This window comes from Iodobacter fluviatilis (assembly GCF_004194535.1).
In the GTDB taxonomy this organism is placed as follows: domain Bacteria; phylum Pseudomonadota; class Gammaproteobacteria; order Burkholderiales; family Chitinibacteraceae; genus Iodobacter; species Iodobacter fluviatilis_A.
Map to the genome: position 1 here is coordinate 1,682,904 of NZ_CP025781.1, position 13,103 is coordinate 1,696,006.

Consider the following 13,103-nt stretch of genomic DNA (forward strand, 5'->3'; position numbering starts at 1 on the left):
AGGGTCGTTTTTAACTAAAGAGGTGGGTTCATCTCTTTGCTGTATTAAATCTTGCTGAGATAAGCGCTGCGTTTACGCCTTTGTATTAGCAAACCTAAAAGCCCCAAACCTATCAAAGCATACGTTTCTGGCTCTGGTACGGGGGTAATCGTTGCCACGGCATTACCATCGGCGCGAAGCAAGCTATTAAATGACGTTGCGCTTCCTGGGGTAAATTCTGCCAATACCGCAACGCCCGATGGATCAGCACTCAGCAAAGAGCCATAGTTTTTATCTAGCAAAGAAAAAGCAAAACTAGTACCTGAGCCAATTACCGAATTGCTTTCTGCAAATTCAACATTGAACTGTAGTTTTTTACCAAAGACAACGCCCTGAGTAAATTGATTAGCCTGCAAATTATCAAACTTTAAAGTAGAGCTAAGCTGCCCAAACACGTTAAACGTGTTGCTGTCATCAACCCGCCCAAAGCTGCTACCTCGGAACCGGCTAACGAGCGCACGAACCAAAGGCGAATCGCTTAGGCCATTTAAACCCAAAGCCACAAAACCGCCCTGCCCTTCCAAAGTGCGAGTATCCACATCCACTTGATACATCGCTGCCGAAACCATGCTGCTGCAAACCAAGGTAAGCCCAGCCAATGCCAGTTTAAGCGTATGTTTCATTATTTAAAGTCCTTATTAGCCAGAATTTGTGCGGTAAAACGAATCGCATCCCGTGCAGGATTATTGAATTTAAGCGGTAGAACCAACGCCGTACCGGCAGTAATATGAGCCAGCAGCGCGCCATCTTCAGCGCCATTTGCCAGCGTTACCCCTGCAGGTAGATCTGTGATTTGCACACGGACTGGGCCACTTACAGCATTTTGCGCACCTAAGGTCAGGCTGCCATTAAAGGTTTTGCTGCCCGCGTTATAAACCAAGCCAGATTTTTGCTGGCTAAAGCGCGCCGTGATATCAAGCCATGCTTTTGGCATAGTCAGCTTAGCCACTTCAGGCTCGTGATCCGATGCTTGATCCGCAAACTCAGAATTCACATGCACCACATCATATTGAGCGCGGCTAGCTAACGTTGGCGACACCAAAATATGATCCAGCACTTGGCTATTACCCTCAAAAACGTAGGTATAGCGCTCGTTCTCTGGCAACGTTTCAACTAAATCCACCAAGCCAACTGCTTTTAAACGCTGTACTGAGCCAGAGAACTGGTAATCATTGATATCTCCCAGTACCACCACATTGGCATTGCGATCTAAGTTATTAATTCGGCTGACAAAATTAGCAACGATTTGTGCTTGTTTATTGCGCTGCACTTCTGAGCTGCGATTAGCCGGTTGAAAGCGACCACTCAAAGGCTGATCACCCCCTTTAGAATTAAAGTGGTTGGCAATTACAAACAGCTTATGCCCATTAAAAGAAAACTCGCCAGTAAGCGGTTTACGGCTGGCATTAAAGGCTGGGTCTGTTGGCGCAATACGGCCTGGGCTGGCGCTTAAGCATGCTTGTTCTGGGCAAGCCACCACATCGATACCCTGAGTAGCAGAGCCACCTGCGCGATCAATAAACCCTACTCTTGCAGGATTAAACATGAACACTTGGCGAATATTGCCACCTGGCTGGCCACCATCTTGGCCATCCACAGGGTTAATTTGGCGATATTGATAAGCGGGGCCACCTGCTGTTTTAATGGCGGCGATCAGCTTAGCCAAGGTTTGTACTGGATCAACCGTGCCATCGCTGGCCGCGCCGTTATTATCTTGGATTTCCATCAAGCCAATAATGTCGGGTGATTGCAAGTTTTGGACGATTTGCCCCGCTAGGCGAGCAAACTTAGCCGCGCCCTCATTGCCCGCTAAGTTTTCCACGTTAAACGAGGCAATAGCTAGCTCATCGCCAGTCTGCTTCACCGTGGTTTCTGGCTGTAGATTACTGCTCACTGGAGCGGCTAATTCGCTAAGCTGTAAATTGTAATTTGCAAAGCTATAATCCACCACGCCCACCGCCTGCGGGAACCAATCCCCCACATTCACAGCAGGAGCTTTGATTGCACCTGCTGCTAATTTAATGCGCTCTGGATTGAAATCCGTTTCCGTGACCACAACCCCACCACGCGGAGCACGCGGGCCTACGGCTCTGCCATGATCTGCAACCACAAACACTTCACCAAATTTATTGCTCGGGCCAACCACCACCGCGCCACCAATTTGCACGCGCATGCCTTCTAAGCTTTCATAAAAATCAAGACCATTGGCGATATCAAGCAAGGCTGCCTGCTCAATATCAGCTACATTACCCTGCCAGAGCCGCTGATTTGGTACATTGCCAGCTAAGATCACCGGCGCAGGCAACGCATTGCCGCTCGATAATTTGCTAACACCGCCATTGGCTAATTTGATTTGCGTGGTAGTTAAGTTATTTGTACCGCCCGTGCCGCCAGGGCGAAATTCGCGTACCGTGCCAGAGACCAATACCGAATCGCCCACAGCCACCGTGGGCGCACTGCCAATAAACACAAAGATCCCTTCAGATGTTAAAGAATCGTTATCTGGCAGCGGGTCTTGCAGATAAAAGCCATTACTTGCCAGCAGGGTTACAATCCCTAGCACATTATTCACCACGGTATTTTCTAAAGGCGAGCGATGCGTATGCCCTTGAATATCATGGATGCGTTGGCTGCTTGGGGTAGGAGTGGGTGTCGGGGTAGGTGTTGGAGTAACAACACCGCAAGTATGCAGCAGGGTTGCGCCATTACGGGGAGCCGGAGTGGTCGCGATAAAATCAGCACTATTGTCATTTGTATCCGTGCAGCCTGCGTTTTTACGCAAGGCTGCGGTGCTATTACTTAATAGCGCTGTTGGGTTGGTTTCTGCATTATTTGCAGCTCCAAACCCTAAATAATCCACAACATTCGCATTGCTACTGCACTGCGCACCGCAAGCCAAAAGTGAATTATTTTTAACCAGAGCAACTTTGCCGCTACTCGCGCTTAAAAGCAGAGTACCTATCGCTTCTGGAGAGGGCAGATTTACACTACCCGCTGTGCCTGTAGACTGCTGAACTAAGTAATACTGCCCAGCAAGTAAGACCCCATTAATCGCTGTTTTTTGCCAGCTGCTTCCCGTTGCAGAAACGTATTGCACGCTCCAACCGGAAAGATCTGCAGGCTGATCACCCGCATTAAATAACTCAATAAAATCACTTTTAAACGTCGCCCCGCTATTACCGCCGCCGCCGTAAACCTGGCTAATCACCACTTTTGCAGCCGCATGGGCAGGAGCATTTATTCCCCAAGCCATTAAACACAGTGCCATCAACGTTTTTAGCTTGCAGCCATCTACCGCCTTCTTATTCATTGCAACCCCTGCTTGATTTGTATGGTTAGTCAGGATTTCCGACGTGAGCGTAAACCATATATACCAAGCATGAAAACAACAAGTCAGTTGTGTGACAGATTTTATACAGTAGAAAGTGCTAATACTGTTTGAGTAGGGGCACCAGCCCCTACTCAACGCATATAGATTATGCCAAGGCTAAATCAAAAGCATGCTTAAACCGTGCCGCAATTTCATCACGACTGAAAACATGGTTTTGCCCGCCCTTATAGCCAATTTTAAGTGTGCCTAATAAGGAGGCCAAGCGCCCAGTGCTTGGCCAATCCCAGCCTTGGCTGATGCCATAGAGCAGCCCAGCGCGATAAGCATCGCCGCAGCCCGTTGGATCCAGCACCTCATCGGCCACAACCACGGGGATATCATGGCAAACTCCACCTTCATAGATTTTAGAGCCATCTTCACCTAGTGTAACGATCAGCACTTTTGCGGTTTTTTTAAGCTCATCCATACTTAGCCCTGTGGTATTCAGCACCATTTCTAGCTCGTAATCATTGACCGTCACATAGCTTGCTAAAGTGATCATCCGCAATAGCTCCGCCGCATTAAACATTGGCAGGCCTTGGCCGGGGTCAAAAATAAACGGGATGTTAGCGCTGGCGAGCTGCTCGCAATGCTCTTGCATGCCTTGCTTGCCATCGGGGGAAATAATAGCCAACTCAATCGGCGATTTGATATCCGCAACAGTATTTAGATGCGAAAAGCTCATTGCGCCGGGATGAAAGGCATTGATTTGGTTGTCGTCTAAATCAGTGGTTAAAAAGCATTGGCCTGTAAATGTATCTGCTAGCTCTAAAATGCTATCGCGGCGAATACCCAATGTATCTAAACGACTTGCATAGGGCGCAAAATCACACCCCGCCGTCGCCATAATCTGCGGAACCCCGCCCAGCATTTTAAGCGTATAAGCGATATTGCCTGCACACCCCCCAAATTCACGGCGCATTTCTGGCACCATAAACGACACCGACAGCATATGAATTTTTTCTGGCAAGATATGATTTTTAAACCGATCAGGAAAAACCATAATCGTGTCGTAAGCCATAGAACCACAGATCAAAACTGACATTGTGTTCATTCCTCGCAGGGGTTAATTGAATAAGTATAGGTTGCAAGCCGAGTTTAAATAAGCAATTGGATAAAAACATATTGCACAGCAACATAAAAGCTAAACTCCCGTTTTATCATTGCTCAATAAACAAAGATACCCTCACATATTGATCAATAGCCATATACAAATATGACGGACTTCTACACCCAATTTATTAAAAATGAAAGTTACATTTTTACAACAGCACTTCTCACTTTTGCACAATATTTAAAATACTATAGGTAACACAATACTTACGTTGCCAAGCCGCATCGCAAAAAAATGGAGCATATCTAGATGAAGAAGAAATTTATTACTAGCGCAACAATGGTTGTGACCTGTATTTTAAGCGCCTCGCCCGTTTTTGCCGCTGAAAAAGTAAAACTTGAATTTTGGACCATGAGCATGGCTCCTAAATTTAATGATTACTTTAAAAGCCTTGCGATTCAATTTAATCAGCAAAATCCAAACCTGGATGCAATTTGGGTAGATATGAATTGGGACCAAATTCAGCCTAAGCTAATTGCGGCCATTGCTGCAGGCAACCCACCAGCCCTCGTTAACTTTAACGTCCCTTGGGTGCATGATTTTGCCCGCCAAGGCAATATCTTGCCACTGAATGAATACTTGGGTGCGGATAAAAATCTTTATCAAGACAATGCACTTAAGGATGTTACTTATAAAGGTAAAATTTATGCCTTCCCTTGGTATAACTCAGTTGCTGTAATTGCCTACAATAAAGAAATATTTGATAAAGCGGGTATCAAAACCCCAGCCAAAAATTTTGATGAATTAATTAGCCAAGCGAAAACGATTACCACCAAAACAAAATTACCCGCATTTACGCCTAAATTGTCGGCGGAAAGTGGTGGCAGTTTTATCACTTGGTTTTATTACGCAGGCCTACCAGTCATTGAAAATGGCAAAGCGGTATTTAATTCCCCTCAACATATTGCATTCTTGCAAAAATTTGTAGATTTATATAAATCAGGTGCAATGCCTAAAGACGTATTTAAGATTGAATTCGAACAAGAAATTGCCGCGTATAACACGCAGCGGATTGCCATGATGACCACGGCACCGCAGGCATTAAAACGTACTGAGCAAGATAGCAAAGCCGTTTATGGTAAAACCGAAATCGCCCCATTTCCGGTTTCCGGAGGCAAAATGGCCTTTGGTGGTTGGATGATGGATTACGTGATTCCTAAGGGCACAAAATCACCAAGCGATGCAGCAAAACTAGGCAAGTTTATTACCAGTGATGCCGCTCAATTGGCTTTCTCTAAAGAAACCGGCACCACCTTCCCTTCCACTAAAAAAGCCGCTTTAGATCCTTACTTTATATCTGGCGCCAACAGCAGTGATCCAGTAGAAAAAGCCCGCGCCGTAGCCGCGCAATCTATTGGCAATGCTAAAACGATAACCATTGAACCAGGTCTTTTGCCAGATGAAGCCACGATGCAGCGCATCCTGCAAACGGAGATCCAAGCAGCCATCACTGGGCGTAAACCCGCCAAAGAGGCGCTAGATACTGTCGTTAAAAACTGGAATAAGCGTCTAACAAAACAAAAGTAATTATTTAGTTTAGCCAACCAAGGCATGAGGTTTACGGCCTGCTAATGCTTCTAAAATCGCCAATTCGTCATCGTTATGATTACGAAGTGGCGATTTTTCTACGCCACCTTTTGCATCTAGTGTATGCGCCTTATGATGATTGGCTTTAAAGCGAAACTGCTGACTACGCTGATGCATAGGCATCAGTTCTACCTCGCCATAGCACAGGCAAAAGTAAGTACTTTGCTCGCTCGCCTCAACGTATAACCCCGTACCACGTATCCCTGCCGTAACCGTTGGCGTAATAATTTGCTTATTACTCTTCGCAAATACTGCAAGTAAAGCACCACTCAGCAAACGTAAGCTCCCCAGCACTAGACCTTTATTTTCTAATTGCAAAGAACCATTGGCTCGTAACAAATAAACATCGCCCCCAAGACGAACCACCAACTTAGAATCTGCACCCGTGCGCAAATGATCGCCTAGCATGATGGGGTCGCCTAGTTTTAAGGGCTGATCGTTACGCCACGCCACCCCTTCTAGCGCTTTTACCTCGCCAGAAACGCCCGCTGCCCAAGCCGGCACTACACTCGCGGCCAGCAAACCTGCCGCCATAACTAAAAACTGCCTGCGCTGCTTACAATTATTTTTCATTAGGGACCCTAGCCAAAGATATAACTCAGCATAGTCAACTTTTTTAAATTCTAACTTTAAAAAAAGCCGCCCAAGCATATTGCTTGAGCGGCTTGGCCACTACTTATCTTTATTTAGGGCCTTCACATGGATAGAATATAGAAGTGCGGCGCTCCTTCATAAAACGCTCTTGTTTAGAGGGCGCTAAATGCCCCTCGCCACGCAATATAAATTAATTCAAACGGGTAATCCGCTCAGTCGTAGGCACCGCTAATGCCGGGTTCTTTTTGATATAGCTTTCAAAAGAATCAATATCTTGTGGGCCGCCCAGTACATTGGTGCCATTTACAAATTCCAAGTAACCATCACCGCCACTGGCCATAAAATTATTAATCGTGACGCGATAACTTCCTTTGGGATTGATAACTACACCATTGAGCTTGATACTGGCGATATCAACCTTACTACCATCGGCTTTGTTCTGATCCCATACATAACTAAAGCCAGAAGACACCTGCATAATTTTGCTAGCTGCGCTATTCCACTGCTGCTCCAATACCTTATCAATTTGCTCGCCGGTTAAAGTCATGCTTACCAAAGTGTTTCCAAACGGCTGCACAGTAAATAGCTGGCCGTAGGTCACTTTGCCATTTGCATCGGGGGTTAGATCTGCACGCACCCCACCTGGGTTCATAAATGATATCTGCGCCCCGCCGTTGTCTTTATCTGCGGTAGCTAGCAGCTGAGCATCGGCAATCACTCGGCCCAGCACCATTTCACCGGCATCATTAACCGTTCTGGACAATGCGCCGCCCACCGTTCCTACTACGCGCTCTTTCAATGGGTTCACTAATTTAAGAAATTTCTCGATCAACGATGTTTGAGTTGGGTCTTTGGCCACATCTCGCGTCACCGCTAAATTATTGGCGCTCATCTTCGTTACGTTACGTGTAATAGGATCAATAGTCAGATCAATATCGGTAACCATGCCGCCGTATTGATAGGCGCTTGTAACTAATTTATCGTTGATTTTACAATTGTAGGCTTGATGAGTATGGCCAGAAATCACCACATCAATTGCTTTATCAAGCTTATTAGCGATCTCAACTATCGGGCCAGAAATGCCATTGCATTCATTTTGTTTTTTATCGACTGTTACGCCGCCTTCGTGCAGCAGCACCACAATCGTCTCAACACCTTGCTTTTGTAGCTCCGGCACTAGCTTATTGGCCGTTTCTACTTCATCTTTAAAATCTAAACCTGCTACGCCTGCAGGGGTAACAATGCCAGCTGTGCCTTTCAAAGTCATACCGATAAAGCCGATTTTTACGCCTTGAAATTCTTTGATTTGATAAGCAGGGAATAGCGTTTTTCCCGTTTTGCTATCTTGCACATTGGCAGCTAGAAACTTAAATTTAGCCCCATCAAACTTACCATCAGCGCAGCCTATTTTATCTGCGTGGCAACCGCCATTTTGCATACGCAGTAATTCTGCGCTGCCGTCATCAAATTCATGATTGCCCACCGCGTTAAAATCTAAACCCAGTGCATTCATTACTTCAATGGTTGGCTCATCGTGGTAAAGCGCAGAGATCATTGGGCTAGCGCCAATTAAATCGCCAGCTGAAACCACCACATTGTTTGGATTTTTTAGTTTAAGGTTTTTAACCCAAGTCGCCAGATACTCAGCACCGCCCACAGGGGTTTTAATGGTTTTGCTTGGGTCTTTAGGATCAGTGGAAGTAAGCGTAATACCATCAGCCGCTTCGATATTGCCGTGGAAATCATTAATGGCAATCAGTTTTACATCAACGGGTAAGGTAAGATCAGAATCATTGCAAGCAGTGAGTGCCAACGCGATGCTGACCAACAACAATCCATTACGTAAATGCATGGTATACCTTTAAGTAGTAAGCATAAATGCTGTAAGATTAATGAAGATAAATCGCATTAAAATAACACACATATGTCACTAAGATTACAGCAGAATGAGTAATCCTTGATATAACTCAGCGCGCTGCTGCAATCACAGCCTTGCTACTAACTACTTAACACCAAGCAACAGCGCCATTTGCGCTTCAGATAGATAACACCATTCACCCTCAGGTAAATCCATCTCGGCTAGTTTCAAACCACCAATTTCTGAGCGACGTAAGCCAGCGCAGTGATTGCCTGCCGCAGCTAACATGCGTTTGACTTGATGGTATTTACCTTGCTCCAGCACGATTTCCAGCTCGTTTTCACCCAGCTTTTGACAATGCACGGCGGCCAAAGGCGCGGGCTCATCATTAAGCTGCACACCTGCTAATAACAGGGCAATTAACTCATCGCTCACTGGCTCGGCGGTCATCGCCACGTAAACCTTAGGCACATGACGCTTTGGTGAGGATTGGGCGTGGATAAATGCGCCATCATCCGACATCAACAAAAGGCCAGTGGTATCGTGATCTAGCCTGCCAACGGGCTGCACTTCGCGCCAATTAAACTGTTCAGGTAATAGCTTTAACACGCCTGGATGGTGGCTAGGTTTGCGTGAGCATTCATAATTTGCTGGTTTATTCAGTGCAATATAAACGTGTTCACGATAGGGCCAGCTTTCACCAAAAATGGTGAGTTCCAGCCCCGTAGTTTCAAAAGCGAGCTTAAAGTTGCTCACGATTTCACCGTTTACGGCCACTTCACCGTCGGTAATCATCTCGCGACAACCCTTGCGCGTACCAAAGCCCTGCGATTGCAGGATGCGATCTAATGTTAATTTGCTCATGGGCGAATTTTACCGGATACACAGCGCCTAGGCGATATCATCAAATTAAAGCCAATAAAAAACCGCGCTTAAGCCAGAGGCCAAGCGCGGTTTTTTTAAAGATAAAACTTACTTCACAAAGCCTGAAGCCATTGCAGTACCTGCTGCAGTTTTACCTAGAATAGTATGCCCAGCAACCGTTGGGTGTACGCCATCGGCAAACAGATAAGTAATATCTGCATTAGCCGCTACCAAAGTTTTTGTGGAACAAGTGAGAGCGGATACTTTGGTTGGGTCTGTGGTTGGCGGCAGAGGGTTGATAGATGGCGTGGTGTCGTTATTGCACGCCATATTGCTTGTGTTAACCAAACCAAAGCTTACTGGGCTGGCAATGGCTTTAGCCACAAGGTCTGCGGTATCTATAATCACCACTTGTTTCGCCGCGATTTCAGTAGCCAATGCTGCAGCAACCGCTTTGTTGTATTCAACTGAAAGCGTTGTTGCTAAGCCTTTCAAAGGTGTTGGCGCAAACTGAGGGGTAACGCCTAGATCTGGCATATTGGCATAGACCACTTTACTAGCGCCCATGGCAATCAATGTTTTCACTTGCGTGACCATCGACGTTGCATTTTTGCCAATTTCGGTTGGAGCCGTTGTAGGGTTAATTTGCCCTGCAGCTACCCCTGCTAAGAAAGCAAAGAAATCATTTGGGCCACCTTGAATTAACACCAATTGACTGGCATTAAAACTGGTACGTGCCGCTTTATACTTGGCAATTTGGCCCTTGATCGACAGCGCCGTTGCCGACTGGTAAGTCACGCCAGGGGCTACCGTTACAAGACCATTGCTAATCGCTTGACCCTTGGCATTTACAGTTAGCTCAGTATCAATTCTTGAGCCACCTTCTGCATAGGCACTACCACCTAGATCATAAATTTTACCCATAGCACCTGGTGTCCCCACTGGCGCACCCGTTGCTGGATTTAAGCCGCTGAAGTTAACTAAGCGATTAGGCGTTAAATTTAAGCCATACTCAGCGGCTAAAACCTCAGCCCAAACAGCACCTGGAGTTTGCTGATCAGGCTTACCAGGTACTTTAAGAAGGGGCTTGGTCGTAAACCGCAGACCCAGCGGCTGATCATTGGTCAAATCAGCATCTGCCGTAGTCGGGTTATACGTGCCGATATCGCTCAGGCTATCGCCAAAAGACACTACTTCTTTAATATTACGAGTATCCGCTGGGGTATTTGCATCTCCTCCACCACCACATGCAGCCAGCAAGGAGGTCAGTAGCAAAACAGCAAAGGGGCGGCTTGCCCGTGGCAGCGAAGAATTCATGTAAATCTCCCGTATTATTGTGGTTAGCACCAGCCCGATGCTTTGTGTAAGAGCCAGACTGGATGTTACGAATCAAACGCGTGTTTGACAAGCCAAAACAGCCTAGGAATATCCCTAGGTAAGAGTTAACGAAGTCAAATAACTGACTAACGATAAATTAGTGTAAAAATTTAGTAATATTGGCGAATTGCTATGTAATAGCAGCACATTCGCCTACTTTTAACCCTGCATATGCAATATTTTGTGCAATTTAGTTATCTTTCATAAGGAATGACCTTAGAAAACTAACTTGCGGATTCTGACAAACAGCAGGCAAAAAAGAGAGGATACTGACAAAACCGCCGATGATTTACTACGCATTGATGTATTTAAACGACACACTGCCAGCAGCGCTTTCTTAAAGTAGCTCCAGATCAAAGAAAAACGATTATTTATGTGAATTTAAATCGACAGGCTGCTAGGGTCTGTTGACCTTTCATTCGCCATTGCGCTGATCCAGAAAACGGCCAAACACAAGACATGTGACGAAGGCAATAACGGGTTATTGTCAAAGAGCATAACGCAGTGAATAGCCATTTCCCTGCTCAGCCCTTCGGGTTTAGTCTCAGAGCAACAAGCCGCTAGATCACTCCTTCCACAGCATTACCTGTGCTTAAATCCATGATCGAATTACTCGCATTATTCTTTGTGTCGCTCATTGCCAACATACTTTCCGCCCTTGCTGGTGGCGGTGCGGGCCTATTGCAGCTGCCCATTTTGCTGTTTTTAGGCTTGGCTTTCCCCGTGGCGCTGGCTACGCATAAAGTGGCCAGCGTAGCGCTAGGCTTAGGCGCTACGATAAAGCACCTAAAAGCAGGCTCGCTCAACTGGCGTTTTGCCCTGCTGATTTTGGCAAGTGGCTTACCTGGTGTATTCATTGGCACACTGTTGGTATTACAAATTCCTGAGCGCTGGACGCTACTGATCCTTGCCCTACTCACTAGCGGATTAGGTATTTACTCGCTGCTATCCCCCACGCTTGGGCAAGCGCCACAAAGCCGCCATCGCAGTGGCCTAGCACTTTGGCAGGGTGCGGTGGGCTTATTTTTAATCGGCATATTAAATGGCTCGTTTACCTCGGGTACGGGGCTATTTGTTACGCTGTGGCTGGTGCATTGGTTTGGAATGGATTACAAACGGGCAGTGGCTTATACCATGGTATTGGTGGGCTTATTTTGGAATGGCGCGGGGGCTATTTCGCTGGCAATGCAAGCAGGCCTCTACTGGCCTTGGGTTCCCGTTTTGCTGATCGCCTCAGCCCTAGGTGGCTATTTAGGGGCGCACTGGGGCTTAAAACAAGGCAATCAGCTGATTAAGCGCTGCTTTGAAAGCGTTACCATCCTGACGGGAATTTCTCTACTCATTAAAACAATAAAGGTATGGTGATGTGGCCTGTCGATTTTATTCCGCAATATATTCATACGACAGCAAGCGTGGACGCGCTATGCTTGGCGTTTATTGGTGATCAACTTTTAGTTAGCGCCGATGGCCAGCTGCCGCTAGCCACAGCGCTGCCTATTAGTGCCGAAATCAGTGTGCAAATAGGCGAATGCTCAGGCAAAGCCTGTATTTTATTAGCTTGGCCCAAAGAAACCCCACACTCCGATCAGCTACAGGCCATTGGCCTACGTAGTGCATGGGGCTTACTTGATAACAGCAGCTATTGGATTGCGGCCCGCGCCCAGCAACTGCTTACTTTTGATCGGCAGCATCGTTTTTGCGGCTGCTGCGGCACCGCCACCGCACGGATGCCAACAGAAACCGCGCGTGAATGCCCCGCCTGTCTGCACCGCAGCTATCCGCGGATTTCCCCCGCCATGATGGTGCTAATTAAAAAAGGCAGAGAGCTGCTGTTGGCCCGCTCCCCCCATTTTAGGCCGGGTATTTATAGCGCATTAGCAGGCTTTGTAGAGGCAGGTGAATCCCTAGAAGAATGCATTCATCGTGAAATTCATGAAGAGGTTGGGGTAAAAGTAGGCAAGCTAAGCTGGTTTGGCAGCCAAAGCCATCCCTTTCCCCACTCATTGATGCTTGCTTTTATTGCCGACTACAGCTCGGGTGAGATTATCCCCCAAGCCGATGAAATCGAAGATGCCCAATGGTTTAGCCCAGAAAACCTGCCCGAGCTACCCAGCTCCTCCAGCATTGCCTACCGGCTGATCCAAGCAGGGCTAGCAAATATTTTGGCAGAAGACCATGCTAAGGCAGTCTAATTAACGGATGCTATGCAGCAGTATTGGCCAAAACATGATCCACGCAAAAAAACCTACTGCCGCGATACTCAAATACGCAAGATAGGGGCACTGCACTGCGCCGCTAAG

General features: G+C 46.8%; 10 protein-coding genes. 3 read left to right on the forward strand and 7 right to left on the reverse strand.

Annotated elements, in window-relative coordinates:
* Positions 1–44: 44 nt before the first annotated feature.
* The 3 genes from C1H71_RS07540 to C1H71_RS07550 form a co-directional block, all read right to left on the reverse strand.
* Positions 45–662 (reverse strand): NF038129 family PEP-CTERM protein, encoded by a 618-nt coding sequence (locus C1H71_RS07540; RefSeq protein WP_130105995.1) that lies wholly within the window; start codon positions 660–662, stop codon positions 45–47.
* Positions 662–3,349 carry a lamin tail domain-containing protein gene (locus C1H71_RS07545; RefSeq protein ID WP_130105996.1) on the reverse strand — a complete coding sequence of 896 codons (2,688 nt, stop codon included), beginning with the start codon at positions 3,347–3,349 and terminating at the stop codon, positions 662–664. Before C1H71_RS07545 ends, C1H71_RS07540 begins: the two co-directional genes overlap by 1 nt.
* 166 nt (positions 3,350–3,515) lie before the next feature.
* Positions 3,516–4,454: a carbohydrate kinase family protein gene (locus C1H71_RS07550; protein WP_130105997.1), complete on the reverse strand. Its 939-nt coding sequence runs from the start codon at positions 4,452–4,454 to the stop codon at positions 3,516–3,518.
* A 318-nt stretch (positions 4,455–4,772) separates the two neighbouring features.
* Here C1H71_RS07550 and C1H71_RS07555 point away from each other — a divergent pair, with 318 nt between their 5' ends.
* A complete protein-coding gene (locus C1H71_RS07555) occupies positions 4,773–6,050 on the forward strand; it encodes an ABC transporter substrate-binding protein (protein ID WP_262488413.1) in 1,278 nt (425 codons plus the stop codon).
* A 9-nt stretch (positions 6,051–6,059) separates the two neighbouring features.
* Here C1H71_RS07555 and C1H71_RS07560 read toward each other — a convergent pair whose 3' ends face one another.
* From C1H71_RS07560 to C1H71_RS07575, 4 genes are all read right to left on the reverse strand, one after another.
* Positions 6,060–6,683, reverse strand: coding sequence for a FecR domain-containing protein (locus tag C1H71_RS07560; RefSeq protein WP_188053657.1), 624 nt, complete (start codon positions 6,681–6,683; stop codon positions 6,060–6,062).
* Positions 6,684–6,894: 211 nt separating this feature from the next.
* Positions 6,895–8,556 carry a bifunctional metallophosphatase/5'-nucleotidase gene (locus C1H71_RS07565; RefSeq protein WP_130105999.1) on the reverse strand — a complete coding sequence of 554 codons (1,662 nt, stop codon included), beginning with the start codon at positions 8,554–8,556 and terminating at the stop codon, positions 6,895–6,897.
* Positions 8,557–8,706: 150 nt separating this feature from the next.
* Positions 8,707–9,426, reverse strand: a complete 720-nt coding sequence (locus C1H71_RS07570; protein WP_130106000.1) for a pseudouridine synthase — start codon at positions 9,424–9,426, stop codon at positions 8,707–8,709.
* A 108-nt stretch (positions 9,427–9,534) separates the two neighbouring features.
* On the reverse strand, positions 9,535–10,743 hold the full coding sequence (locus C1H71_RS07575) for an SGNH/GDSL hydrolase family protein (RefSeq protein WP_130106001.1): 1,209 nt from the start codon (positions 10,741–10,743) through the stop codon (positions 9,535–9,537).
* A 660-nt stretch (positions 10,744–11,403) separates the two neighbouring features.
* On the opposite strand from C1H71_RS07575, the gene C1H71_RS07580 reads away from it, so the two are divergent.
* Both C1H71_RS07580 and nudC read left to right on the forward strand, forming a co-directional pair.
* Positions 11,404–12,168: a sulfite exporter TauE/SafE family protein gene (locus C1H71_RS07580; protein WP_130106002.1), complete on the forward strand. Its 765-nt coding sequence runs from the start codon at positions 11,404–11,406 to the stop codon at positions 12,166–12,168.
* Positions 12,168–12,995 carry an NAD(+) diphosphatase gene (nudC, locus tag C1H71_RS07585; RefSeq protein WP_130106003.1) on the forward strand — a complete coding sequence of 276 codons (828 nt, stop codon included), beginning with the start codon at positions 12,168–12,170 and terminating at the stop codon, positions 12,993–12,995. The genes C1H71_RS07580 and nudC overlap by 1 nt, the downstream gene beginning before the upstream one ends.
* Positions 12,996–13,103 lie beyond the last annotated feature (108 nt).